Annotated in this window: 21 protein-coding genes and 1 pseudogene; 16 read left to right on the forward strand and 6 right to left on the reverse strand. The window is 67.2% G+C overall.

Translation table 11 applies throughout. The features are described 5' to 3' along the window. The 8 genes and pseudogenes from ftsW (at window position 1) to lpxC (ending at window position 9,345) form a co-directional block, all read left to right on the forward strand. Window positions 1-1,323 (forward strand): putative lipid II flippase FtsW, encoded by a 1,323-nt coding sequence (ftsW, locus tag ACX9OT_RS16285; RefSeq protein ID WP_423163746.1) that lies wholly within the window; start codon window positions 1-3, stop codon window positions 1,321-1,323. Continuing rightward, the gene (gene murG, locus ACX9OT_RS16290; RefSeq protein WP_423163749.1) at window positions 1,320-2,408 is read left to right on the forward strand and encodes an undecaprenyldiphospho-muramoylpentapeptide beta-N-acetylglucosaminyltransferase; all 1,089 of its coding nucleotides are present in this window, start codon (window positions 1,320-1,322) and stop codon (window positions 2,406-2,408) included. The genes ftsW and murG overlap by 4 nt, the downstream gene beginning before the upstream one ends. A 40-nt stretch (window positions 2,409-2,448) precedes the next feature. Beyond that, window positions 2,449-3,885 (forward strand): UDP-N-acetylmuramate--L-alanine ligase, encoded by a 1,437-nt coding sequence (gene murC, locus ACX9OT_RS16295; RefSeq protein WP_012510048.1) that lies wholly within the window; start codon window positions 2,449-2,451, stop codon window positions 3,883-3,885. Beyond that, on the forward strand, window positions 3,882-4,844 hold the full coding sequence (locus ACX9OT_RS16300) for a D-alanine--D-alanine ligase (protein ID WP_049399805.1): 963 nt from the start codon (window positions 3,882-3,884) through the stop codon (window positions 4,842-4,844). Before murC ends, ACX9OT_RS16300 begins: the two co-directional genes overlap by 4 nt. Continuing rightward, window positions 4,841-5,518: pseudogene (locus ACX9OT_RS16305) on the forward strand (cell division protein FtsQ/DivIB); the annotation flags it as partial. The gene ACX9OT_RS16300 and the pseudogene ACX9OT_RS16305, both read left to right, overlap by 4 nt. Window positions 5,519-5,586: 68 nt before the next feature. After that, the gene (gene ftsA / locus ACX9OT_RS16310) at window positions 5,587-6,822 is read left to right on the forward strand and encodes a cell division protein FtsA (RefSeq protein WP_005408083.1); all 1,236 of its coding nucleotides are present in this window, start codon (window positions 5,587-5,589) and stop codon (window positions 6,820-6,822) included. Window positions 6,823-6,992: 170 nt separating this feature from the next. Next, entirely contained in the window at window positions 6,993-8,228 is a 1,236-nt protein-coding gene (gene ftsZ / locus ACX9OT_RS16315) for a cell division protein FtsZ (RefSeq protein WP_043397963.1), read from the forward strand. A 205-nt stretch (window positions 8,229-8,433) separates the two neighbouring features. Next, complete coding sequence (gene lpxC, locus ACX9OT_RS16320) at window positions 8,434-9,345, forward strand: UDP-3-O-acyl-N-acetylglucosamine deacetylase (RefSeq protein ID WP_005408085.1); 912 nt, start codon at window positions 8,434-8,436, stop codon at window positions 9,343-9,345. A gap of 282 nt (window positions 9,346-9,627) precedes the next feature. Here lpxC and ACX9OT_RS16325 read toward each other — a convergent pair whose 3' ends face one another. Continuing rightward, entirely contained in the window at window positions 9,628-10,077 is a 450-nt protein-coding gene (locus ACX9OT_RS16325) for a DciA family protein (RefSeq protein ID WP_005408086.1), read from the reverse strand. Window positions 10,078-10,089: 12 nt separating this feature from the next. Between ACX9OT_RS16325 and ACX9OT_RS16330 the strand changes: the two genes are divergently transcribed. The 3 genes from ACX9OT_RS16330 to ACX9OT_RS16340 all read left to right on the forward strand — a co-directional run bounded on the left by ACX9OT_RS16330 (window position 10,090) and on the right by ACX9OT_RS16340 (window position 15,166). After that, complete coding sequence (locus ACX9OT_RS16330) at window positions 10,090-11,046, forward strand: M23 family metallopeptidase (RefSeq protein WP_057501038.1); 957 nt, start codon at window positions 10,090-10,092, stop codon at window positions 11,044-11,046. Window positions 11,047-11,363: 317 nt separating this feature from the next. Continuing rightward, window positions 11,364-14,096, forward strand: a complete 2,733-nt coding sequence (gene secA, locus ACX9OT_RS16335) for a preprotein translocase subunit SecA (RefSeq protein ID WP_032129708.1) — start codon at window positions 11,364-11,366, stop codon at window positions 14,094-14,096. Window positions 14,097-14,209: 113 nt separating this feature from the next. Beyond that, window positions 14,210-15,166, forward strand: coding sequence for a Nudix family hydrolase (locus ACX9OT_RS16340; protein WP_100437884.1), 957 nt, complete (start codon window positions 14,210-14,212; stop codon window positions 15,164-15,166). Between the two features lie 87 nt (window positions 15,167-15,253). Here ACX9OT_RS16340 and ACX9OT_RS16345 read toward each other — a convergent pair whose 3' ends face one another. After that, a complete protein-coding gene (locus tag ACX9OT_RS16345; protein WP_100437885.1) occupies window positions 15,254-15,832 on the reverse strand; it encodes a DUF4124 domain-containing protein in 579 nt (192 codons plus the stop codon). 40 nt (window positions 15,833-15,872) lie between these two features. Continuing rightward, entirely contained in the window at window positions 15,873-16,700 is an 828-nt protein-coding gene (gene metF, locus ACX9OT_RS16350; protein WP_049399801.1) for a methylenetetrahydrofolate reductase [NAD(P)H], read from the reverse strand. 203 nt (window positions 16,701-16,903) lie between these two features. On the opposite strand from metF, the gene ACX9OT_RS16355 reads away from it, so the two are divergent. The 3 genes from ACX9OT_RS16355 to ACX9OT_RS16365 are packed head-to-tail and all read left to right on the forward strand — an operon-like array spanning window position 16,904 to window position 19,629. Continuing rightward, window positions 16,904-17,830: an alpha/beta fold hydrolase gene (locus tag ACX9OT_RS16355; protein ID WP_423163753.1), complete on the forward strand. Its 927-nt coding sequence runs from the start codon at window positions 16,904-16,906 to the stop codon at window positions 17,828-17,830. A 24-nt stretch (window positions 17,831-17,854) separates the two neighbouring features. Continuing rightward, a complete protein-coding gene (locus ACX9OT_RS16360; protein WP_279913616.1) occupies window positions 17,855-18,901 on the forward strand; it encodes a sensor histidine kinase in 1,047 nt (348 codons plus the stop codon). Further along, window positions 18,898-19,629, forward strand: coding sequence for a LytR/AlgR family response regulator transcription factor (locus ACX9OT_RS16365; RefSeq protein ID WP_423163756.1), 732 nt, complete (start codon window positions 18,898-18,900; stop codon window positions 19,627-19,629). The genes ACX9OT_RS16360 and ACX9OT_RS16365 overlap by 4 nt, the downstream gene beginning before the upstream one ends. A gap of 6 nt (window positions 19,630-19,635) precedes the next feature. Here ACX9OT_RS16365 and ACX9OT_RS16370 read toward each other — a convergent pair whose 3' ends face one another. Beyond that, window positions 19,636-21,150, reverse strand: a complete 1,515-nt coding sequence (locus ACX9OT_RS16370; RefSeq protein ID WP_459002894.1) for an amidohydrolase family protein — start codon at window positions 21,148-21,150, stop codon at window positions 19,636-19,638. 136 nt (window positions 21,151-21,286) lie between these two features. On the opposite strand from ACX9OT_RS16370, the gene ACX9OT_RS16375 reads away from it, so the two are divergent. Both ACX9OT_RS16375 and ACX9OT_RS16380 read left to right on the forward strand, forming a co-directional pair. Beyond that, complete coding sequence (locus tag ACX9OT_RS16375) at window positions 21,287-21,844, forward strand: DUF3228 family protein (RefSeq protein WP_049461613.1); 558 nt, start codon at window positions 21,287-21,289, stop codon at window positions 21,842-21,844. Window positions 21,845-21,953: 109 nt separating this feature from the next. Next, on the forward strand, window positions 21,954-22,568 hold the full coding sequence (locus ACX9OT_RS16380; RefSeq protein ID WP_165929921.1) for an energy transducer TonB: 615 nt from the start codon (window positions 21,954-21,956) through the stop codon (window positions 22,566-22,568). On the opposite strand, the gene ACX9OT_RS16385 is transcribed toward ACX9OT_RS16380, so the two are convergent. Together ACX9OT_RS16385 and ybaK are read right to left on the reverse strand one after the other, a co-directional pair. Then, window positions 22,565-23,068: a hypothetical protein gene (locus tag ACX9OT_RS16385; RefSeq protein ID WP_459002897.1), complete on the reverse strand. Its 504-nt coding sequence runs from the start codon at window positions 23,066-23,068 to the stop codon at window positions 22,565-22,567. The two genes, ACX9OT_RS16380 and ACX9OT_RS16385, sit on opposite strands and share 4 nt — an antisense overlap. Continuing rightward, window positions 23,068-23,541 carry a Cys-tRNA(Pro) deacylase gene (gene ybaK / locus ACX9OT_RS16390; RefSeq protein WP_459002899.1) on the reverse strand — a complete coding sequence of 158 codons (474 nt, stop codon included), beginning with the start codon at window positions 23,539-23,541 and terminating at the stop codon, window positions 23,068-23,070. The genes ACX9OT_RS16385 and ybaK overlap by 1 nt, the downstream gene beginning before the upstream one ends. Window positions 23,542-23,555: the final 14 nt, after the last annotated feature.

Consider the following 23,555-nt stretch of genomic DNA (forward strand, 5'->3'; position numbering starts at 1 on the left):
ATGAACGACCTGTCCCGCCAGGCAACACGCCTTGAAGCCATCGAAGGCAGCTACGACAAGTGGCTGCTGGGCGCGATCATCGCGCTCACCGGCGTGGGCGTGGTGATGGTGGCGTCCAGCTCGATCGCCTTGATGAGCAGTCCGTTCTACTACCTCAACCGCCACCTGATCTTCCTGGCGGTGGGTATCGTGCTGGCGGTCATCGCCGCCCGCACTGAACTGAAGTCCATCGAGCAGTACAACCAGATGCTGCTGCTGGGCTGCTTCGTGCTGCTGCTGGCGGTGTTCGCACCGGGCCTGGGCAGCACCGTCAACGGTGCGCGCCGCTGGATCAACCTGGGCATCTCCAAGTTCCAGACGGTCGAAGCGGTGAAAGTGCTCTACATCGTCTGGCTGTCCAGCTACCTGGTGCGTTTCCGCGACGAGGTCAATGCGACCTGGCCGGCGATGCTCAAGCCGCTGGGCGTGGCCGGGGCGCTGGTGGTGCTGCTGCTGCTGCAGCCGGACTTCGGCTCGTCCACCCTGCTGCTGGCGATCACCGCCGGCATGCTGGTGCTGGGCGGGGTGAACATGCCGCGCATGTCGATGCCGGTGATCATCGGCCTGGTCGGCATGAGCGCACTGGCGATCATCGAGCCGTACCGCATGCGCCGCATCACGTCCTTCCTGGACCCGTGGGCCGACCAGCAGGGCGACGGCTACCAGCTGTCCAACGCGCTGATGGCGGTGGGCCGTGGCGAGTGGACCGGCGTCGGCCTGGGCAACTCGGTGCAGAAGCTGTACTACCTGCCCGAAGCGCATACCGACTTCATTTTCTCGGTCACCGCCGAGGAATTCGGCTTCCTGGGTACCTGCGTGATCGTGGCCCTGTACGCGCTGCTGGTCGGCCGGACCTTCTGGCTGGGCATGCGCTGCGTGGAGATGAAGCGGCACTTCTCCGGCTACATCGCCTTCGGCATCGGCCTGTGGATCAGCATGCAGACCTTCGTTTCGATCGGCGTGAACCTGGGCATCCTGCCGACCAAGGGCCTGACCCTGCCGTTGATCTCCTCCGGCGGCTCGTCGGTGCTGATGACCTGCGTGGCGATGGGCCTGTTGCTGCGCGTGTCCTATGAACTCAAGCGCGCCGAGCGCCGCCAGGCCGTGCGCATCGGCGGCACCGAAGACGCCGCTGCCGAGCCGAGCGACGAGCCGGCCGCGCCGGTGGCCGCCAGCGTACCGATGAGCGCCGAGCCGATGGCTGCCGCCGCAGCAGCGAACGCTGCGCGTGGCACCAGCCGCCTGCAGTCGCGCATCGAACCGACCTTCGGGAGGCTGTCATGAGCACAGCCACCGACAACGTGCGCCCGGTGATGATCCTGGCCGGTGGTACCGGCGGTCACATCTTCCCGGGCTTGGCCGTGGCCCGCGTGCTGCGCGCGCGCGGCGTGCCGGTCACCTGGATGGGCGCCGACGGTGCGATGGAAACCCGTCTGGTGCCGCAGCACGACATTCCGATCGACACGCTGGCCATCACCGGCCTGCGCGGCAAAGGCAAGCTGGCCCTGCTGGGCGCGCCGTGGCGGCTGATGCGCGCGCTGCGCGCGGCCGGCATGATCATCCGCAAGCGCCAGCCGCGTGCGGTGGTCGCCTTCGGTGGTTTCGCGTCCGGCCCGGGGGGCATGGCCACACGCCTGCACGGCCTGCCGCTGCTGGTGCACGAACAGAATCGCGCTCCCGGCATGACCAACCGCATCCTGTCGCGCTATGCGCGCCGGCTGCTGACCGGCTTCCCGGGCACCTTCGTCAAGGGCGAGGAGTTCGTCGGCAACCCGGTACGTGCGGAGATCGCCGCCATCGCACCGCCGGAACAGCGTTTCGCTGACCGCCAGGGTCCGCTGCGCGTGCTGGTGGTCGGTGGCAGCCAGGGCGCGCGTGCGCTCAACACCGGCGTGCCGCAGGCGATTGCTGCGCTGGGCACGAGTGTGCCGGTGCAGGTTCGCCACCAGAGCGGCGAAAAGCTGCATGCCGAAGCGGTCGAGGCATATGCCAAGGCCGGCGTGCAGGCTGAAATCACGCCGTTCATCGCCGACATGGCCGAGGCCTTTGCCTGGGCCGATCTGGTGGTGTGCCGTGCGGGCGCTTCGACGCTGGCCGAGCTGTGTGCGGTGGGTGTCGGCAGCGTGCTGGTGCCTTTCCCCGCTGCCGTCGACGATCACCAGACCCGCAATGCAGAGTACCTGGTCGAGCGCGGCGCGGCGGTTTTGCTGAAGCAGGACGGAACGCTGGCCGACGGCATTGCCGCACTGCTGCGCGATCTGTCCGAAAATCCCGCCCGCCGCATGCAGATGGCGCAAGCCGCGCGTGCCCTGGCCAAGGTCGATGCCGCCGAGCGCATCGCCGATATCATTCTTGAGGAAGCTGTATGAAGAAGGCATGCCACCGCGCCTGCCCTGCGCGAGGCCGCGCATGATCCGTCGCCTGCACGACACCAACGACCTGGTGCGCGCGTTCCCGCGCGTGCATTTCGTCGGCATCGGCGGCACCGGCATGAGCGGTATCGCCGAAGTGATGCTGACGCTGGGCTATGAGGTGTCCGGCTCGGACAATGCCGACAACGTGGCGACCCGTCGCCTGGCCAGCCTGGGTGCGCGCATCATGCGCGGTCACTCCGCAGCCAACGTGCTGGGCACCGACTGCGTGGTGGTCTCCAGTGCCATCCGCGAAGACAACCCGGAACTGATGGAAGCGCGCAGCCAGCGCATTCCGATCATGCCGCGTGCGGCGATGCTGGCCGAGCTGATGCGCTTCCGCCGCGGCATCGCGGTGGCCGGTACCCACGGCAAGACCACCACCACCAGCCTCACCGCTGCAGTGCTGAGCGAAGGTGGCCTGGACCCGACGTTCGTGATCGGAGGCCAGCTGCTGGCCGCCGGTGCCAACGCCAAGCTGGGTGGTGGCCAGTGGCTGGTGGCCGAGGCTGACGAAAGCGATGGCAGCTTCCTGCGCCTGAATCCGCTGATGTCGATCATCACCAACATTGATGCCGACCACCTGGAGAACTACGGCAACGACTTCGCCCGCGTGCAGGCGGCGTTCGCCGAGTTCCTGCAGCGCCTGCCGTTCTACGGCCTAGCGGTGCTGTGCATCGACGATCCAGAAGTCGCGGCTCTGGCTGCCAAGACCCCGCGCCACGTGATGAGCTACGGCATGAGCCCGCAGGCCGACGTGCGCGCCGAGAACGTGGTGCAGGAAGGCTCGCGCATGCGCTTCACCCTGCGCCTGCCGCAGGGCACCAGCCAGGAAGTGGTGCTGGCGCTGCCGGGCAAGCACAACGTACTCAACGCGCTGGCCGCCGCTGCGGTGGGCTGGCAGCTGGGCGTGGCACCGGACGCGATCGCGCGCGCACTGGAAGGCTTCGCCGGTGTCGGCCGTCGCTTCAACGATCTGGGCGAAGTGACCACCGCCAGCGGCGCCAAGGTCCGCATCATCGACGACTACGGTCATCACCCGAGTGAGCTGGAAGCGGTGTTCGCCGCCGCCCGTGGTGGCTGGGCCGACAAGCGCCTGGTGGTGGCCTTCCAGCCGCACCGCTACAGCCGTACCCGCGACCAGTTCGACAAGTTCGCCGCGGTGCTGTCCAGCGTCGATGCACTGGTGCTGAGCGAGGTCTACCCGGCCGGCGAGGAACCGATTGCCGGTGCCGATTCGCATGCGTTGGCCCGCGCCATCCGAGCGCGTGGCCGCAGCGAGCCGGTGGTGGTGGGCAAGGCCGCCGAGCTGGCCAGCGTGCTGCCGGACGTGCTGCAGGACGGTGACCTGCTGCTGATGATGGGGGCCGGCGACATCGGTGCCGTGGCCACCCATATCGCGGTGGAAGGCTTCAAGGGGGAGGGCGAGGCGTGAGCGCGCTGACCTTCCCGCCGCTGCGCGTGACCGACCCGGCCGTGTTCGGCCGCGTCGCCGTGCTGCTCGGCGGCAGCTCCAGCGAACGCGAGGTGTCGCTGGACTCCGGCCGCAACGTACTGGAAGCGCTGCAGTCGCGCGGCGTCGATGCGTTCGCGGTGGATGGCATTCCGGCGCTGGCCAAGGCGCTCGCCGCCGGTGGCATCGATCGCGTGTTCAACATCCTGCATGGCCACAACGGTGGCGGTGAGGACGGCATCGTGCAGGGCCTGATGGACGCCTTCGGCGTGCCGTACACCGGCTCGAACGTGCTGGGCTCGGCGCTGAGCATGGACAAGATCCGCACCAAGCAGGTGTGGCTGTCGCTGGGCCTGCCCACCCCGCAGTACCGGAAGGTGGACGCGACCACGGTGCATGCACTGGCAGCCGAACTGGGCCTGCCGGTAGTGGTGAAGCCGGCCAATGAAGGCTCCAGCGTGGGCATCAGCCGGGTCACCGACGACGCCGGCCTCGATGAAGCCGTGGCGCTGGCCGCGCGCTACGACGGCCAGCTGCTGATGGAGCAGATGGTGGTGGGCGACGAACTGACCGTGGCCATCCTGGGGGATGTCGCGCTGCCGTCGATCCGCATCGTGCCCAAGGGCCAGTGGTACGACTACAACGCCAAGTACATCGCCGAAGACACCCAGTATCTGTGCCCGGGCCTGGACGGTGACGACGAAGAAGAAATCCGGCGCATCGCGCTGGCCGCGTTCCGTGCCGCCGGCTGCCGTGGCTGGGGCCGCGTGGACGTGATGCGCGATCGCAGCAGCGGCCGCTTCTTCCTGCTGGAAGTGAATACCGCGCCGGGCATGACCAGCCATTCGCTGGTGCCCAAGGCCGCAGGCCAGGCCGGCATCAGCTTCGAAGAGCTGGTGTGGCGCGTGCTGGAACAGACCCTGGAGGCCTCGCACGCATGAACGCGGTGCTGCGCATCTTCGTCTGGCTGTTGGCGCTGTCGGTGGTTGCACTGCCGGTGGTGGCCGTGGTCAATGGCTGGGTCGGCGCCGAGCGCTGGCCGCTGGCGAAGCTGCGCGTGCATGGTGAGTTCAAGCGGGTGCCGGCCGAGCAGTTGCAGCAGGTGCTGCTGCCGTACGCGCATGCGGGCTTCTTCGCGGTCAAGCTGCAGGACGCGCAGGACGCCTTGGAACAGCTGCCGTGGGTGGAAAGCGCGCAGGTGCGCAAGCAGTGGCCGGACGTGCTGGAAGTGACCCTGGTCGAGCACAAGCCGTTCGCGCGCTGGGGCAACGACCGCCTGGTTTCCGAGCAGGGCAAGTTGTTCCCCACGCCGAAGAAGCTGGCCGATCTGGCGCTGCCCGAACTGGACGGCCCCGACAGCCAGACCGAAGAAGTGATGAAGCTGTACAGCGACTCGCGTGCATTGTTCGCACCGGCCGGCGTCGACGTGCGCCGGGTGACGATGGATGCGCGCGGCAGCTGGTCGCTGGTGCTGAGCAACGGTACCGAAGTGGTGGTCGGCCGCGACGACGCGCGCTCGCGCATGCAGCGCTTCGTCAAGGTGCTGCCGCAGCTCAACCGTCAGGACGCGCCGATCGAGCGCGCCGATCTCCGTTACACCAATGGTTTCACGCTGAGCTGGGGTACCCCGGCCACGCCGGCGAAAACGCCGGCGACCCCAGCCAGCAGGACGCAGGAAAGGACATGAATCGCAAGGGTGACAAATCGCTGATCGTTGGCCTGGACATCGGCACCTCCAAGGTGGTGGCGCTGGTGGGCGAGTACTCGCCGGGCAACCCGATCGAAGTGATCGGCATCGGCTCGCACGAGTCGCGCGGGCTCAAGCGTGGCGTGGTGGTGGACATCGAATCGACCGTGCAGTCGATCCAGCGCGCGGTGGAAGAAGCCGAGCTGATGGCCGGCTGCGAGATCCGCTCGGTGTATGCCTCGATTTCCGGCAACCACGTGCAGTGCAAGAATTCGCCCGGCATCGTGCCGATCCGCGACGGCGAAGTGACCTGGGGCGACCTGGATCGCGTGCTCGATGCGGCCAAGGCCGTGGCGATTCCGGCCGACCAGAAGATTCTGCACGCGATCCCGCGCGAGTACGTGCTGGACGATTCGCAGGAAGGCATCCGCAACCCGGTCGGCATGACCGGCGTGCGCCTGGAAGTACATGCCCACCTGGTGGTGTGCGCGCAGTCGGCTGCGGCCAACATCAGCAAGTGCGTCCAGCGCTGTGGCCTGCAGGTGGACGACCTGGTGCTGTCCTCGCTGGCCTCCAGCGTGGCGGTGCTGACCGCCGACGAGCGCGAGCTGGGCGTGGTGCTGGTCGACATGGGCGCCGGCACCACCGATATCGCGGTGTTCGTGCAGGGCGCAATCTGCCACACGGCTTCGCTGCCGATCGCCGGCGACCACGTCACCAATGACATCGCGCACATGCTGCGCACGCCGACCCCGGAAGCCGAGCAGATCAAGGTGCGCTATGCCTGCGCCCTGGCCCAGCTGGCCACCGCCGAGGAAAGCATCCAGGTGCCGTCGGTGGGCGACCGCCCGCCGCGCCGTATGCCGCGCCATTCGCTGGCGCAGGCCGTGCAGGGCCGCTACGAGGAAATCTTCGAGATGGTGCAGGCCGAACTGCGCCGCTCCGGCTTCGAGGAACTGGTGCGCGCCGGCATGGTGCTGACCGGTGGCGCTTCGAAGATGGAAGGCGTGGTCGAACTGGCCGAGGAGATGCTGCAGATGCCGGTGCGCGTGGGCATCCCGCAGCACGTCACCGGCCTGGGCGAAGTGGTGGGCAACCCGGTGCATGCCACCGGCGTGGGCCTGCTGCTGATGGGCAGCCAGATCGAGCACCCGCGGCGGCCGTCGCTGCCGACCGGGCGCGCTGGAAGCATGTTCAAGAAACTCAAGACCTGGTTCCGCGGCGAGTTCTGACGCGGAACCCGTAACACCGGGCATCGCCCGGGCGCAGCACCCGCAGTACCCGTAGCACAACGCAACACCGGCAACACACAACCCACACAGCCGCAACGCCGGCATGCAGCAGGACGGCAGGACGCCCGAATGCCCATGCCAGCCAAAGCGGATACAACGAGGACACGGACATGGCGCATTTTGAACTGATCGAAAAGATGGCACCCAATGCGGTGATCAAGGTGGTTGGCGTGGGCGGCGGCGGCGGCAATGCCGTGGCGCACATGGTCAACTCGGCGGTGGACGGCGTGGAATTCATCACCGCCAACACCGACTCGCAGGCCATCAAGAATTGCGGTGCCAAGCTGCAGCTGCAGCTGGGTACCAACGTGACCAAGGGCCTGGGCGCAGGCGCCAACCCGGAAGTCGGCCGTCAGGCCGCGCTGGAAGACCGTGAGCGCATCATGGACGCCCTGCAGGGTGCGGACATGGTGTTCATCACCGCCGGCATGGGCGGTGGTACCGGCACCGGCGCTGCGCCGGTGGTGGCACAGCTGGCCAAGGAAATGGGCATCCTGACCGTGGCCGTGGTCACCAAGCCGTTCCCGTTCGAAGGCCGTCGCCGCATGCAGGTGGCGCTGAAGGGCATCGAGGAACTGAGCCAGCACTGCGACTCGCTGATCACCATCCCGAACGAGAAGCTGATCACCGTGCTGGGTCGCAACGCGACCATGATCCAGGCCTTCCGTGCCGCCAACGACGTGCTGCAGGGCGCCGTGCAGGGCATCGCCGACCTGATCGTGCGTCCGGGCCTGATCAACGTCGACTTCGCCGACGTGCGCACCGTCATGTCCGAAATGGGCCTGGCGATGATGGGTACCGGCACCGCCCGTGGCGATGACCGCGCCCAGGCCGCGGCCGAAGCCGCGATCCAGAACCCGCTGCTGGACGATGTGAACCTGGCCGGTGCCAACGGCATCCTGGTCAACATCACCGCCGGCGCCGACTTCACCATGGCCGAGTTCGACGAGATCGGCCGCACCATCGATGGCTTCGCTTCCGAGGACGCCACCGTGGTGGTCGGTACCGTGCTGGATCCGGACATGCAGGACGAAGTGCGCGTGACCGTGGTCGCTACCGGCCTGAACCGCGTGTCGGCCAGCAAGACCCAGCGTCCGGGCGAGCGTGCGCCGATCAAGCTGGTCCGCAATGCCACCACCGGCCAGCCGGAATTCGGTGACTTCGACAACGGCGGTGACGCCGTGTCCAAGGCCGTGGGCGGCATGGGTCTGGGCCTGCGTCGCGCCAGCAGCGATACCGCGGCAGCCTCCGCTCCCTCGGCCCCGGCCGCTTCGGCCCCGGCGGCGGCGGAACTGCCGAACGATTACCTGGACATCCCGGCGTTCCTGCGCCGCCAGGCGGACTAAGCGGGGCGCCCGGGGCTTGTCCTCCCCGGGTTGCGCCACCATGTCCTGAAAACGCGGGCGCCGGGCCAGGATGGGTCCGGCTGCCCTGCTTCACGCGCGTCCCCGCGGCGTGCCGATGCGTCCTGCCGGCAGCCTTCATTGGCGTTTCAGCCAGGGTAGGGGAGGGCGCGTGTTAATCTAATGTGTCACTTCCGGCCCATCCCCCATGATCCAGCAACGCACCCTCAAGAACACGATCCGCGCCACCGGCGTTGGCCTGCACAGCGGTGACAAGGTCTACATGACCCTGCGCCCGGCACCGGTCAACCATGGGATCGTGTTCCGTCGCGTGGATCTGGACCCGGTGGTGGAAGTGCCGGCCAAGGCCGAACTGGTCACCGAAGTGACCCTGTGCACCGGCCTGACCTGCAACGACGCCAAGATCCAGACCGTCGAACACCTGATGTCGGCGCTGGCCGGCCTGGGTGTGGACAACATCATCGTCGAACTGTCCTCGGCCGAGCTGCCGATCATGGACGGTTCGGCCGGCCCGTTCGTGTTCCTGCTGCAGTCGGCAGGCATCGTGGAACAGGACGCGCCCAAGCGCTTCATCCGCGTGCTGAAGACCGTGGAAGTGACCGAGGGCGACAAGGTGGCCCGCTTCAGCCCGTACGAGGGCTACAAGCTGGGCTTCACCATCCAGTTCGATCACCCGATGATCCCGGCCAAGCAGTCGCGCCAGGAAATCGAGTTCTCGACGCTGGCCTACACCAAGGAAATCTCCCGCGCGCGCACCTTCGGTTTCATGCGCGACCTGGAATACATGCGCGAGCGCAACCTGGGCCTGGGCGGTTCGATGGACAACGCCATCGTGCTGGACGAGTTCCGCGTGCTCAACGAAGACGGCCTGCGCTACGCCGACGAATTCGTGCGCCACAAGATCCTCGACGCGATCGGCGACCTCTATCTGGCCGGTGGCCAGGTGCTGGGTGCCTACGAAGGCTTCAAGTCCGGTCACGCCCTCAACAACAAGCTGGTGCGGGCGCTGATGGCCGACGCCACCGCCTGGGAATGGGTCAGCTTCGACTCGCCGGCCACCCCGGACCCGGTGGAATATGCCACTCCGGCCTACGCCTGATGCCTGTAGATCGTTGAATTGAAAGACAAAAGCGCCGCCTTCCAGGGCGGCGTTGTCGTTTCAGGCGTGTCCGGCGCATTCAGCATGCTTGACGCGCGTCAAGGCCGGTTCGAGGTCACGGTTTTGTGAACCTGTTGGATCGGAAGCCTGAATTTAACGTATTTTTAACAGCAATCTAACGACAGGCCCCCGGATGGCAGCTAGGATGCGACCCGGCCCCCGAAATGTTTCACGCCGTGGTGACACGCGCGACGGGGAGCGGAGCCGGATGCTCCGTTGTCGTCAGGACCGCTTCTTCGGCTTCGAAGGAACGTCCTGCAGGCAAGCCAAGGCGTCGCGTAGCCCTTTGTGCGTGGCGGCTGAAACTGCGTGGGGTCCATTCCGGTTGTCGAGCGCTGGGGAGCGCGTGGGAGTGGGAGACGCAGTCTTGATGGTCACCCTGGTGGCCTTCAGCCCGATGGAACGGGCCGCGTCGAGCAACTGGGCTTCGGCAAGCCGCAACTTGGCATGCCAGACCGGGGACTCGACGAGAAAAACGAGGTGTTCCCCGTCCACATTGGCCAGCCGGCAACGGCTGCGCAGAGGTGGCGGCAACTGGGGGCGCAACTGACGGTCCAGCGCGTCGAGCCACAAGGCACGCCGCAGCGGGTTCCCGCTTTTGTCCGCCATCACCGCATCCAGCGCCGGCTTCGGCACTGACGCGGGGCGAACGCTGGATTTCGGCTCAGACATGAAAACTCACTGATGGCATTCAAAAAGATCGTAATCAAAACGCGTGAAGGACAGGCCAAAGCGTCGCCGATCGCGCGTTTGCGGTTCTATTTCGAGGACCGCCCCCGCGCCCTGCTGGGCAGCGTGCTCGGGGTAGGCTGCATTATCGGCCTTGCCGGCGGCATTGGCGCCAGCGCGCTGAATGATTCCCGCCTGCAGGCCAAGGTCGAGCGCCAGGATGCAGAGCTGGCCAAGGTCAAGCGCGATGCGCAGACCCAGGTCAACGCGCTGGCGGCCCGCCTCGGCGAGCTGCAGGCCCAGGCCACCCGCCTCAACGCCCTCGGCGAACGGCTGACCCAGATGGGCAAGCTGGAAGACGGCGAGTTCGACTTCAACGAGACCCCCGGTCTCGGTGACGGCGACGCCGGCGGCCCGACCAGCGACATCCCGGTCAAGGACGTCAACGCCGACTTACAGGTGCTGGAGCAGCGCTTCGCTGCTTCAGGCCGCCAGTTGTCGGTGATGGAATCGCTGATGTTCGACCACCAGCTGCAGCAGAACGCCGTGCCCTCGCGCATGCCGATCCGCAACAGCTACGTGACCTCCGGTTTCGGCACCCGTGCCGACCCGTTCGGCCGCGGTGCCGCCACCCACAAGGGCATGGACTTCCACGCCAAGGTCGGTGACCCGGTGATGGCCGTGGCCGAAGGCGTGGTCAGCTTCGCCGGCGTGAAGGGCGGCTACGGCAACGTGGTCGACGTCGACCACGGTAACGGCTACGTCACCCGCTACGCGCACAATTCGCGCCTGGTGGTGAAGGTCGGCGACCTGGTCCGTGCCGGGCAGGAAGTGGCCAAGGCCGGTTCCACCGGTCGTTCGACCGGCGCCCACGTGCACTTCGAGGTGTGGGAGAACGGCAACGTGGTCAACCCGCGCAAGTTCCTCGGCGACGGCGGCAACACGCCGGTCGGCCGCGTCAGCCGCGGCTGAAGCCCCATTGGGGTGCCGGCTGCTGTCGGCACTACCGCCCCCGGAGTACGGGGGCAGCGCCGTAGGCGCGGGGGTGTGGAGGCGAGGTAAGCGGGGCCCACGGTTCGCGCAGCGAAGCGTGGGAGCGCCAGCGCGCATGCGCTGACGCGTACCCGGCCAGCGGCCGGCACTACCCCACGGGGTTGAAACCCCTTGCGGCCGTCCCAAGCTACAATGGGTGTTGCCATCGACAGGGCGCCAGGCGCCCTGTTTCGTTTGCGGCGGACGGATCCCAAGGGGGAGGCCGGGCGTCGTGTCCATCCAACCCGGTTCCTTCAATGATCAACAGCCTGCTTACCCGCGTATTTGGCAGTCGTAACGAACGACAGCTGCGCCAGCTCAACCGCATCGTCGCCAAGATCAATGCGCTGGAGCCGGAGATCGAGAAGCTTTCCGACGAGCAGCTTCAGGCCAAGACGCCGGAGTTCAAGCAGCGCATCGCCGACGGTGAAGCCCTGGACAAGGTGCTGCCGGAAGCGTTCGCGGTCTGCCGCGAAGCCGGTCGCCGCGTGCTGGGCATGCGCCACTACGACGTGCAGCTGATCGGTGGCATGGTGCTTCACCTGGGCAAGATCGCAGAAATGCGCACCGGTGAAGGCAAGACCCTGGTGGCGACCCTGCCGGTGTACCTCAACGCGCTGGAAGGCAAGGGCGTGCACGTGGTCACCGTGAACGACTACCTGGCCCGCCGCGACGCCGCGCAGATGGGCAAGCTGTACAACTGGCTGGGCCTGAGCGTGGGCGTGGTGTACCCGGGCATGCCGCACAGCGACAAGCGCGAAGCCTACGCCTCGGACATCACCTACGGCACCAACAACGAATTCGGCTTCGACTACCTGCGCGACAACATGGCGCTGTCCAAGGCCGACCGCTACCAGCGCGGCCTGCACTACGCCATCGTCGACGAAGTCGACTCCATCCTGATCGACGAAGCGCGTACCCCGCTGATCATCTCCGGCCCGGCCGACGACTCCCCGGAGCTGTACATCCGCGTCAACCGTGTCGTGCCGAACCTGGTCAAGCAGGAAGCGGAAGACGGCGAAGGCGACTTCTGGGTCGACGAGAAGGGCAAGCAGGTGCACCTGTCCGAAGCGGGCATGGAGCACGCCGAGCAGCTGCTGGTCGAGGCCGGCATCCTCGACGGCGAGACCGAAGGCCTGTACGCGCCGCAGAACCTGACCGTGGTCCATCACCTCAACGCCGCACTGCGCGCGCACGCGATCTACCAGCGTGACGTGGACTACATCGTGCGCGATGGCGAAGTGGTCATCGTCGATGAGTTCACCGGCCGCACCCTGTCCGGCCGTCGCTGGTCCGATGGCCTGCACCAGGCGGTGGAAGCGAAGGAAGGTGTGCCGGTCCAGCGCGAGAACCAGACGCTGGCGAGCATCACCTTCCAGAACCTGTTCCGCATGTACAAGAAGCTGTCCGGCATGACCGGTACGGCCGATACCGAAGCCTTCGAGTTCCAGAGCATCTACGGCCTGGAAGTGGTGGTGATCCCGACCAACCGCCCGACCATCCGCAAGGACAGCCCGGACCAGGTGTTCCTGAACCGCAAGGGCAAGTTCAACGCGGTGCTGGCCGACATCGAAGAGTGCGCCAAGCGTGGCCAGCCGGTGCTGGTGGGTACCACCTCGATCGAAACCTCGGAAATGCTGTCCGAGCACCTGCGCAAGGCCGGCGTGAAGCACGAAGTGCTGAACGCCAAGCAGCATGACCGCGAAGCGACCATCGTCGCCAATGCCGGTCGTCCGGCCGCGGTCACCATCGCCACCAACATGGCCGGTCGTGGTACCGACATCGTGCTGGGCGGTTCGCTGGAAGCGGAAATCCACGAGCTGGGCGAAGGCGCGACCGACGAACAGAAGGCCGCGGTCAAGGCCGATTGGCAGAAGCGCCACGAGGCCGTCAAGGCTGCCGGCGGCCTGCACATCGTCGGTACCGAGCGCCATGAATCGCGCCGTATCGACAACCAGCTGCGCGGCCGTTCGGGCCGCCAGGGTGACCCGGGTTCGTCCCGCTTCTACCTGTCGCTGGAAGACAACCTGATGCGCATCTTCGCCTCCGACTGGGTGCAGAAGGCCATGCGCATGATGGGCATGAAGGAAGACGACGTCATCGAAGACCGCCTGGTCAGCCGCCAGATCGAGAAGGCGCAGCGCAAGGTCGAGGCCCACAACTTCGACATCCGCAAGAACCTGCTGGACTTCGACGACGTCAACAACGACCAGCGCAAGGTGATCTACGCACAGCGCGATGAACTGCTGGACGCCGAGTCGGTGAAGGACAACGTCGACGGCATCCGCGACGACGTGATCTTCGACGTGGTGGCCCGCTTCGTGCCGCCGAACTCGATCGACGAGCAGTGGGACCTGCGTGGCCTGGAAGCGACCCTGGAGTCGGACTTCGGCCTGCAGATGTCGCTGACCGACCTGGTCAAGTCGCACGAAGAGCTGGACGCCGAAGCCATCGCCGCCAAGGTGCAGGAGCGCGTCAACCAGCACTTTGCCGAGAAGGAAGCGGGTGTCGGTGAGGAAACCATGCGCGCGCTGGAGAAGCACGTGATGCTGACCGTGCTGGACCAGAGCTGGAAGGAGCACCTGGCGCGCATGGACTACCTGCGCCAGGGCATCTACCTGCGTGGTTACGCGCAGAAGCAGCCGAAGCAGGAGTACAAGAAGGAAGCCTTCGAGCTGTTCTCGGACATGCTGGAGAACGTCAAGCGCGAAGTGGTGACCCTGCTGTCGCGCGTGCGCATCCGCAGCGACGAGGAAGTGCAGGCGCTGGAAGCAGCCGAACGCCAGCAGGCCGAAGCGCGCCTGAGCCAGTCGCAGTTCCAGCACCAGGACGTGGGCGGCTACAGCGCCGACGAGGAAGCCGCGCAGGTGCAGGCTGCCCAGCAGGGCATTGCACAGGCGCAGCGCGATGAGCCGAAGATCGGCCGCAACGATCCATGCCCGTGCGGCAGTGGCAAGAAGTACAAGCACTGCCACGGCCAGCTGAGCTGACCCCGAAGAGCCCCGCGAAAGCGGGGCTCTTTTTTCATGGCGGCTGTTTCGCGGGGCTGATCCGGCCCGATCCGAGATTGCGCGGGCCGCCCTGTTCTGGGCATGCTTCCCCCATGGCTCCCCCCACCCGATCGATCCACGTCGTGGCCGCCGTCATCACCGACGCCCGTGGCCGCGTGCTGCTCAACCGTCGTACCGAGAACCGCGACATGGCCGGCCTGTGGGAGTTCCCCGGCGGCAAGCGCGAATCCGGCGAGACCTCCGAACAGGCGTTGGTTCGCGAGCTACGCGAGGAACTGGGCATCGAAGCCGATGTCGGCGAATGGCTGATGGATGTGCCGCAGCGCTACCCGGACAAGCACCTGACCCTGGAAGTGCGCCACGTGCGCAGCTGGAAGGGGACGCCACGTGGCCGCGAGGGCCAGGCCATTACCTGGGTGGCGCCGGACAAACTGGGTCGCTATTCGATGCCACCGGCCGATCTGCCGGTGGTGGCCGCGCTGCGCCAACCCGACAGCTACCTGATCACCCCGGCGCCGGCCGATGACGCCGACGGCGTGCAGCACTGGCATGAGCAGCTGCAGCGCGCGGTGGCGGCGGGCCAGCAGCGCATCCAGCTGCGGTTGCCGACGGCGCATCCGCAGCGCCAGGCGATGGTCGAACAGGCCGTGCGTACGCATCGTCGCAGCGGGGTGCAGTGGCTGCTCAACCGCGATATCGAACGCGCGCGCGTACTGGGCGTTGGGGTGCACCTGGGCAGCGAGCAGCTGCTGGAGCTGTCGCAGCGTCCGCTGCCCGAAGGCCAGCTGGTGGCCGCGTCCTGCCATGACCTGCAGCAGCTGCAGGCCGCACAGCGGTTGGGCTGCGACTTCGCCGTGCTGGGCCCGGTGCAGGCCACGGCCAGCCATCCCGATGCCGTGCCGCTGGGCTGGAACGCGTTCGCCGAGCTGCGCGCGCAGGTGTCACTGCCGATCTACGCCCTGGGCGGTATCGGCCGCGGTCACATCGCCGAAGCGCGTCGCCATGGTGGGCAGGGCATCGCCGCCATCCGCGCGCTGTGGCCGGAGTAAGGCTGCTTCGCTCGCCGGGCATGGCCCGGCGCTACCGTGTGGGATGGAGGCAGTAGATCCACGCCATGCGTGGATGGATGCTCGCGATCACAGCGTGATCCAGAAACACCCGTATTGCCGTCGCAACCCCAGCACCGTCGAAGCGCGCGACGCGCTGCCGGGCAACGTCTGCTCCAGGCGCAGGCCGATGGGATGCCGCGCCACAGAGGCCACAGGGTCGGATCCCAGCGCGGCAGGGCTCTGATCCTCATCCTGCGATTGCGGCAGCGCCTGTGACGGATACACCGGCACCACGTCCACCAGGGGCCGCCGCGCCAACGATTCCAGCTGGCCGAGGATGCGCTGCGCGCCCGCATCGGAAACCGCGCCCCACAGATACAGTGAGGACAGCCGATTCACATCGTTGCTGACGATGCCGATGCGCAGCGCGTCCACCAGTTCACTCAGCCGCCGCGGGCAGCGTGCCCCCAGGGTGTCGCGCTGCAGGGTATTGCCGGCGGGCGCAGGCGGTGGCAACCGCGACCGCGCGCCCAGGCTGTCGCAGGGCCGGTCGGTGTAGACGCTTTGGCCCTGGGCATCGGTGCAGCGGTTCAGGCGTGTGGACTGTGCGTGGGCGGCGCTCGACAGAACGCACGGCAGCAGCAGCAGGAAGGAAAGCCGGATCATCCTCGCAGGGTAGCGCTGATCACGCTTGCGCGCCGTGCTTTCAGCCCTGCAGCAGCTTCAGCACCGAAGTGGTCGGCTTGGCCAGGTTCAAGGTGTAGAAGTGCAGGCCGGGTGCGCCGCCTTCGATCAGGCGCTGGCACAGCTTGGCCACCACTTCAGTGCCGAATGCACGCACCGACTCCGCATCATCGCCATAGGCCTGCATCTTGCGGCTGATCCAGCGCGGGATCTCCGCACCGCACTGTTCGGAGAAGCGGCGAAGCTGGCTGAAGTTGGCGATCGGCATGATGCCGGGCGTGATCGGTACCTGCACGCCCAGCCGCCGCACTTCGTCGACGAAATGGAAGTAGGCATCGGGGTTGAAGAAGTACTGGGTGATCGCCGCATCGGCACCGGCGTCGATCTTGGCCTTGAAATGCTTCAGGTCGGCCAGTGCGTCGGAAGCCTGCGGGTGCGTTTCCGGGTACGCGCCCACTTCGATATGGAACGCATCGCCGTGCTCGGCGCGGATGAAGTCGATCAGTTCGGCGGCATAGCGCATGTCACCGGGGAAACCCATGCCCGACGGCAGATCGCCGCGCAGCGCGACCAGGCGGCGGCAGCCGATGGCGCGGTACAGCTTGAGCAGCTCGCGGATTTCCTGACGGGTGCCGCCGACGCAGGACAGATGCGGTGCGGCATCGAAGCCATGGTGCTGGTTGAGGTGGCGCACGGTCTCGGAGGTATAGCTCAGGGTCGAGCCACCGGCGCCGAAGGTACACGACACGTACTCGGGACCGTAGTCCTTCAGTCTGGCCGCGGCGCGGTCCAGCTGGCTGCGCTGTTCGTCGGTCTTGGGCGGATAGAACTCGAAGCTGATGGCGGTCATGGCACGGGCGGCAGCGGCGGGTGTGGATTAGTATATCGCTTCATCAAGATGGATGTTGTCAATTTCTGCGGGCGTATATCGTCAGCCGCCTGCGACCGTTCGCCCCGGCGATCGGCCGCTGCTCCGAAATCGCCCCCCGGGTGCCATGGCCGGCGGCACGCTGAGCCCATCCCGGCACCACCCACCTGACGAAGGAGCAGACGATGAAGATCTTCCTGGCACTCTGGTATGCAATGAAGGCCCTGGCCCGGCTGGCGATGATCGGTATGGCGATGGCCGTGCTCGGCTCCGGCTTGGCGCACGCCGCCAGCGCCCCGGCGGCGGGCAAGGTGCAGGTCGAGGTGGTCGGCAAGGGCCGCCCGCTGCTGATGATTCCCGGCCTCAACAGCAGCGCCGAGGTGTGGCGCGAGACCTGCCTGGCCCTGAAGGATGTGCAGTGCCATCTGGTGCAGCTGCCCGGCTTTGCCGGTGCGCTCGCGGCCGATCCGCGCCCGGTCGAGTTCCTGCCGGCGATGCGCGGGCAGCTGCTGGCCTACCTGCATGACCAGCATCTGGGGCCGGTGGTGGTGGTTGGCCACAGCCTCGGTGGCCTGCTGGGCCTGCAGATGGCGCAGGCCGAGCCGAAGGCGGTCAGCGCGTTGGTGGTGGTTGACGCCCTGCCATTCCTGCCGGCCGCGCGTGACCCGAAGGCCACCGCTGACAGCGTGCGGCCGGTGGCCGACCAGCTGCGCAAGGGCATGCTGGCCGCCGACGCCGCGCAATGGCAGGCGCAGTTGAAGGCGGGCCTGCCGGGGATGACCCGCGATCCGCAGCGCCAGGCTGAACTGGGCCGCTGGGGCGAAGACAGCGATCGCCAGACCACGGCCGATGCCATGCATGCGGTGATGACCACTGACCTGCGTGACAGCATTGCCTCGATCACCGCACCGACGCTGGTGCTGGGCAGCTGGGCCGGCTACCAGCCGATGGGCGGCACCGAGGCCGGCACCCGGGCGGTGTTCCAGGCCCAGTACGCGAAACTGCAGGGCGTACAGATCGCGATGAGCGCGCAGGGTTTCCACTTCCTGATGTGGGATGATCCGCGCTGGTTGCAGGAACAGGTGCAGGCCTTCCTCGACCGCCACCACTGAGTTTCAACACGCCTCGGAATGGACATGCCGGATTCCTCCTCGACGGTACGCTTCTGGCTGCTCAATGCGCTGGTATGGGCGCTCTATGGCGTTGCCGGAATCGGCCTGCGCCAAGCCTATTTCAGCGATGCCGGAAGCGCAGGCGTGTTGATCACGCTGGGCCTGGCGTTGGCCCTGTTCGGATGCAGCGGTGCCATCCGCGCGCTGGCGCTGCGTGCAGACTGGTGGGCGCGCGGAACGGCCGGGCTGTTGCTGCGGCTGGCGCTGTCGGTGGCATTGGGCGCGGCAGTGGCGCAGCTGCTGGTGAACATCGCGCTGCACTCGGCGCTGGCCTGGAACTGGGTGAGCCTGGGGCGGCAGACGGCCGACTTCAGCCCCAAGGCGCTGCTGCTCTACTGGTACACCACTGCGGTGATGCTGGCCCTGTGGGTAGCGCTTTGGGCAAGCCTGCACAGCCTGCGCCGGATACGCGGGGCGGAACTGGCCCGCCTGCGCGCCGAAGCCGAGCGCAGTGCGCTGGAACGCGATGCGCTGCGTGCGCGGCTCAACCCGCACTTCATGTTCAATGCGCTGAACAACCTGCGTGCGCTGATCCTGGAAGATCCTGAGCGTGCGCGCGACATGGTCACCCGCCTGTCGCGCACGCTGCGCCAGGCGCTGGCGCACAACCGCAGCGAGCAGGTCACGCTGGCCGAGGAACTGGCGGTGGTCGACGACTATCTGGCCATCGAGGCCATCCACTTCGAGCAGCGCCTGCAGGTGCGGCAGCAGATCGATGCCGATGCCATGCAGGCGCAGTTGCCGGCGATGGCACTACAGCTGCTGGTGGAAAACGCGATCAAGCACGGCATCGCCAGCCGCCCCGGCGGCGGCGAGGTGCAGATCCGTGCCACGCTGGACAATGACGTGCTGCGCCTGCAGGTGGATAATCCGCTGGGCAGCGCCAACGAGCCCACCCCTGGGCATGGCGTCGGCCTGGCCTACCTGCGTGCGCAGCTCGGTACGCAAGGTCGTTTCATCCTGCAGCCGGTCGGCGACCGCATGCGGGCCCTGCTGGAGATTCCGCAATGAATGGCGTGCTGCGCGTGTTGATCGTTGATGATGCGCGGCTGGCGCGGCAGGAGCTGCGCACGCTGTTGTCGGCGCTGCCGTGGGTGCAGTGCGTGGGCGAGGCCGACGATGTGCCGGCCGCGCGCGAGGCGATCGCCACACTGGCGCCGGACCTGGTGCTGCTGGATGTGCAGATGCCGTCCGGCAGTGGCTTCGATGTGCTGGACGGGCTGGAGGCGGTGCCGGCGGTGGTGTTCGTTACCGCCTATGACACCTACGCGGTGCGTGCGTTCCAGGCCAACGCGCTGGACTATCTGGTGAAGCCGGTCGAGGCACCGCGTTTGCTGGAAGCGTTGCAGCGGGCGCGCCAGCGCGAGGTGGTGGCGGGCGAAACGCCGGAGCCGCGCAGCACGCTGGGTGCGCAGGACCAGGTGTTCGTGCGCGAGGGTGAGCGCTGCTGGTTCGTGGCGGTCTCGGAGATCCGCCGGCTGGTGGTGGATGGCAACTGCACGCGGCTGTGGTTCCGCGACCAGAACGCGTTGCTGACCCGCAGCCTGAGTGCGCTGGAAGCACGTCTGCCGCCGGATCTGTTCTTCCGTGCCAACCGCAACACGCTGGTCAACCTGCGCCGTATCCGAGGCGTGACGCCCAGCATCGCTGATGGTTATGACCTGGCACTGGACGACGGCAGCGAGGTGGAGGTGTCGCGGCGGCAGGCGCGTGAACTGCGCGAGCGGATGGCGTTGTAGTTGCCGCTACAGCTCGGCACTGACCGGGCTGGTGATGAAGCCCCACAGCAGGCGCGCCATCACCGTCGGTGAACGTGCCTGCGCGCGGGCGTAGGCGAGCAGTGCATCCAGCCGCGAGCGGTCGTAGAGGTGTCCGGCCAGCAGCACCGCGTGCACACGACGGGTGTTGGCGGTGTCCTGCAGCGGGTTGCCGTCGAGCAATACCAGGTCGGCGGCTTTGCCGACCTCGACACTGCCATGCGATGCCTGCAGCTCCAGATGACGCGCCGCGTGCAGCGTTGCCGCGCGCAGCACGTCGGCCTGGCTCAGGCCTGCCTGCCGCAGCCACTGCAGTTCCTCGTGATAGCGGAAGCCACCCAGCCCGGTATCGGTGCCGACCAGCACGCTGACGCCGGCACGGTGCGCGGCACCGGTGAGGGCCAGTCCATGCTCGAAGTACGCCTTCAACGCGTCTTCGCCGCGCAGGCCAGGATAGCGTTCGGTGGTGGCCGTCAGATCATCGCGCCATGCCCAGCGCGAAAGTGGATCGAGATAGGCCAGACGCGGATCGTTGATGAAGGCGGGGTCGCGCGCACGCGCATCCTCTTCGCGGGTGACATGGGTGGGTACGAACGCGGCGCCGCTGGCCTGCATCAAGCCGAACGCCTCATTGCACACGGAAGGCTGGTAGCCACCGACCATGCGTTCGGCCAGTGCGGTCGGATCTTCGCCATCCAGCGTACCGCCGCGCCACGCGGCGGCGTTGTCGAAGCAATGACGCACGAACAGGTGCGCATGCTCGAAACTGCGCTGGCCTGCCTGAAGCGCGTCCTCCAGCGGAACCGCCCTGGGCAGGTGGCCGACCAGCGGGCGATGCAGGTGCCGCGCTTCGCTGGCCAGCCGCTGGTAGGTATCCGCACGCAACCGGTTGTAGACCTTCAACGCGTCGACACCGCGCGCGCTGTACGTGCGCGCACGCTGTGCCGCGGTGTCCGGCGCCAACGCTGGATCTTCGAAATAGAAGCTGGCGATCTGCACGAAGCGCGGTGCGACCTGCTGGCCGGCAACGGCCTGTGCGGTCCAGCGGCGCTTGTCGGCCACGCAGGCGATCAGCGGATCGGTAGCCTGCGGGCAGTCCATCATGTCGCGGGTGCCGGTGATGCCATTGGCCAGCATCAGCGGGAACTGCAGCTGCGGCGACAGCTGCAGGGCGTGGGTGTGCATGTCCCAGAAGCCGGGCAGCAGCCAGCGGCCGCCGGCGTTGAAGACCGGCAACGCTGCATCGGCAATGCCTTCGCCGACGGCGGTGATCGTGCCGTTGCGGATGGTGACCGTGGTGGGTTCACTGGCTTGGCCGCGCATGACGTCCACCACCCGCGCGTTGATGATCATCCGGTTGTCGCCGGCCTCGGGCAGCGGCGGTGCACGCAGCGGCCAGAGCAGGGCGGCGATGAACAGCAATGGCGGTGCCAGCAGGACGACGGCCAGCACCTTCAGCCATCGGCGGCGGACGGGGTGGGGCAACGCACGTGCTGCTTCCATGAGCCGACGATCCTTGTGGTGGGTCGCGCGCAGGGTGCGGCAAGAGGGCGGGGGATGCCAGTGACCATCGGCATGCCGTCCTCCCTGGCGCCGGGGCGGTTACCCTGTGCAGCGGATTCCCTGACCACGCCACGCCATGTCCATCGTCCTCACCGATTTCGCCCGTCCCCGCCTGTTCCCGCGCGTGCCGCGCGGCAACACCATCCAGGATTGCACTGCCGAGCAGTTCGAGGCACACCTCAATGCGCACGCGCCGCTGAAGGTGCTCGACGGCTACGCGCCGTTCTGCAAACTGTTCGTCTACGAGAACTGGACCAGCACGCGCTGCCTGACGGTGCCGGTCACCGACGCCAACCGCCACCAGCTGCGCAGCGGCTATGAGGCGCGCAACCGCGAGGAACTGCCGGTGCTGGTGCGCTGGTTCGAGGGCGTGGAATCACCGCGCGCGAACTACCTGGTGGTAATCCTGTACAGCGCCGGGCAGCTGGCGAAGGAGGGTTCACCGATCGAAGCCGACTGGGGCATTGTCGGTTGCATCTATACCTCCGAGCCCGAGGAAGTGCCGATGGCACCAATCACCATGATGCGCAATGCACTGGGCGTGGAGGAGGGCGGTTCCGGTGTGCCGCTGGATCGCGAGGCTTACCAGCGCTCCGTCGCGTTCTGGGAGAACAACGCCAACTGGCGGCCGTGAGCCCACGCTGCGGCCGGACAGTCGGCATGTGAACAGGGAGGATTGCAGCGGGGCGCTACCATGGGGGTGGATCAACGCAGGGAGCACAGGGATGGATGTTCGCAGTTGGATGCCGTTTGCATGGGTCGCCGCAGGTCTGCTGGCCGCAAGTGAAGGCTCGGCAGCAAAGTACGATGCAGGCGCCGCCTGTGGTGCCCTGTCCGACGTGACGCCGATCCGTGATGCCGGCGTGGGTTCACTGCAGGCGCAGGCAACGTCGGGGCGCTGCACGTTCCATGTGGAAGCGGATGACGCTGCAGCGCTTTCGCGTCAGCAGTCGTTGCTGCAGAGCGTGTCTGCGATCGCCTGTGGTGCGCCAGCCACCACCCGGCCTTCGCAAGGGGCTGCAGGCTTCGACCTGCAGATGCCTGCACGTTGCCCACTCTCTTCCAGCACGCCGTTGATTGCCCGGGAAGGAGGCTGGCACCAGCGGCGACTTTCGTCGGTCCCGACGTATCCTGCGGCCGCCATGCGCGAGGCCCAGCAGGGAGGTGTCGAGCTGATGCTGCTGCTGGATGCGCAGGGCAAGACCCAGGCGATCATCCTGTCCCGATCCAGCGGCTACCCGCTGCTCGATGCGGCGGCGCTCAAGCACGCGCGTGACTGGCGCTACGAGCGTGAAGCGGCAGGCAAGGCACCAAGCATGAGCCTGATACGCGGCACGGTCACGTTCAAGCTCAACTAAGGCGTCTGCAGGGCGGGCTCGGGCTTCCACTCCCACCAGGTGTAGTGGTATTCGCGCTCGGTCGCGCTCCATTGCTGCGCGCAGCAGGTGCATGTCAGCCGGTAGCATTCGCCCCAGCCGTCCTCCGCTTCGCCCCGTGCACGCAGCTGCACGTGACCTTGTTCCAGCAGCGGTTCGGGGCTGAAGAACACATAGGATGGGTAGAGCGCGCACAGGCAGCCTTCGCGTGCCTGCCAGTAGCGCAGCCGTTGCAGGGCCGCCTTGAGGTGCGCCTGGTTGCTGATCAGCATGCCGCCAAGGGCGATGCCTTGGCAGCTGCGTTCGATCGTATCCACATGCGCGACCAGCGCGTCCAACGATGAGGCGTTGAACAGCCGAGCGACCGTACGCGCGGCATCGGTGATGCGCGTTGCATCGCGCGACAACAGGTCCTGCAGCAGCACATCGGCCTGTGCATCGTCGAGCCGGGGTATCGGTGCTGCAGACCACGGCCAGCGCATCAGCGTGACTTGCCGATGGCGGCGTAGTGGCCGGCCGTCAATCGCAGCAGGTCGGTCGGCGCCAGTTCCACCTCGAGGCCGCGGCGCCCGGCGCTGACATGCAGGTTGGGCAATGTCTGCGCGCTGGCGTCCAGGAACGTGCGCAGGCGCTTCTTCTGCCCGAGCGGGCTGATGCCACCGACCAGATAACCGGTCGCGCGCTGTGCAGCGTCAGCAGCGGCCATCTCGCACTTCTTGCAGCCGGCCGCTTCGGCCAGCGCCTTCAGGTCCAGCTGGCCGGCCACCGGCACGATCGCTACCAGCAGTTCGTGGGTCTCGGTGCTGGCCAACAGGGTCTTGAACACCTGGGCCGGGTCGAGGCCGAGCTTGTCGACGGCTTCGCCCCCATACGATTCGGCGTGCGCGTCGTGCACGTAGCTGCGCACGGTGTGGGCGATCTTCTCGCGCTTGAGCAGGTTGATGGCCGGAGTCATGGGTGCATCCTAGC

Source organism: Stenotrophomonas genospecies 3 (assembly GCF_054473855.1).

Coding starts and splice junctions, on each gene's coding strand:
- ftsW (WP_423163746.1), top strand. CDS start 1: ATGAACGACCTGTCCCGCCAGGCAACACGCCTTGAAGCCATCGAAGGC.
- murG (WP_423163749.1), top strand. CDS start 1,320: ATGAGCACAGCCACCGACAACGTGCGCCCGGTGATGATCCTGGCCGGT.
- murC (WP_012510048.1), top strand. CDS start 2,449: ATGATCCGTCGCCTGCACGACACCAACGACCTGGTGCGCGCGTTCCCG.
- ftsA (WP_005408083.1), top strand. CDS start 5,587: ATGAATCGCAAGGGTGACAAATCGCTGATCGTTGGCCTGGACATCGGC.
- ftsZ (WP_043397963.1), top strand. CDS start 6,993: ATGGCGCATTTTGAACTGATCGAAAAGATGGCACCCAATGCGGTGATC.
- lpxC (WP_005408085.1), top strand. CDS start 8,434: ATGATCCAGCAACGCACCCTCAAGAACACGATCCGCGCCACCGGCGTT.
- ACX9OT_RS16325 (WP_005408086.1), bottom strand. CDS start 10,077: ATGTCTGAGCCGAAATCCAGCGTTCGCCCCGCGTCAGTGCCGAAGCCG.
- ACX9OT_RS16330 (WP_057501038.1), top strand. CDS start 10,090: ATGGCATTCAAAAAGATCGTAATCAAAACGCGTGAAGGACAGGCCAAA.
- secA (WP_032129708.1), top strand. CDS start 11,364: ATGATCAACAGCCTGCTTACCCGCGTATTTGGCAGTCGTAACGAACGA.
- ACX9OT_RS16340 (WP_100437884.1), top strand. CDS start 14,210: ATGGCTCCCCCCACCCGATCGATCCACGTCGTGGCCGCCGTCATCACC.
- ACX9OT_RS16345 (WP_100437885.1), bottom strand. CDS start 15,832: ATGATCCGGCTTTCCTTCCTGCTGCTGCTGCCGTGCGTTCTGTCGAGC.
- metF (WP_049399801.1), bottom strand. CDS start 16,700: ATGACCGCCATCAGCTTCGAGTTCTATCCGCCCAAGACCGACGAACAG.
- ACX9OT_RS16355 (WP_423163753.1), top strand. CDS start 16,904: ATGAAGATCTTCCTGGCACTCTGGTATGCAATGAAGGCCCTGGCCCGG.
- ACX9OT_RS16360 (WP_279913616.1), top strand. CDS start 17,855: ATGCCGGATTCCTCCTCGACGGTACGCTTCTGGCTGCTCAATGCGCTG.
- ACX9OT_RS16365 (WP_423163756.1), top strand. CDS start 18,898: ATGAATGGCGTGCTGCGCGTGTTGATCGTTGATGATGCGCGGCTGGCG.
- ACX9OT_RS16370 (WP_459002894.1), bottom strand. CDS start 21,150: ATGGAAGCAGCACGTGCGTTGCCCCACCCCGTCCGCCGCCGATGGCTG.
- ACX9OT_RS16375 (WP_049461613.1), top strand. CDS start 21,287: ATGTCCATCGTCCTCACCGATTTCGCCCGTCCCCGCCTGTTCCCGCGC.
- ACX9OT_RS16380 (WP_165929921.1), top strand. CDS start 21,954: ATGCCGTTTGCATGGGTCGCCGCAGGTCTGCTGGCCGCAAGTGAAGGC.
- ACX9OT_RS16385 (WP_459002897.1), bottom strand. CDS start 23,068: ATGCGCTGGCCGTGGTCTGCAGCACCGATACCCCGGCTCGACGATGCA.
- ybaK (WP_459002899.1), bottom strand. CDS start 23,541: ATGACTCCGGCCATCAACCTGCTCAAGCGCGAGAAGATCGCCCACACC.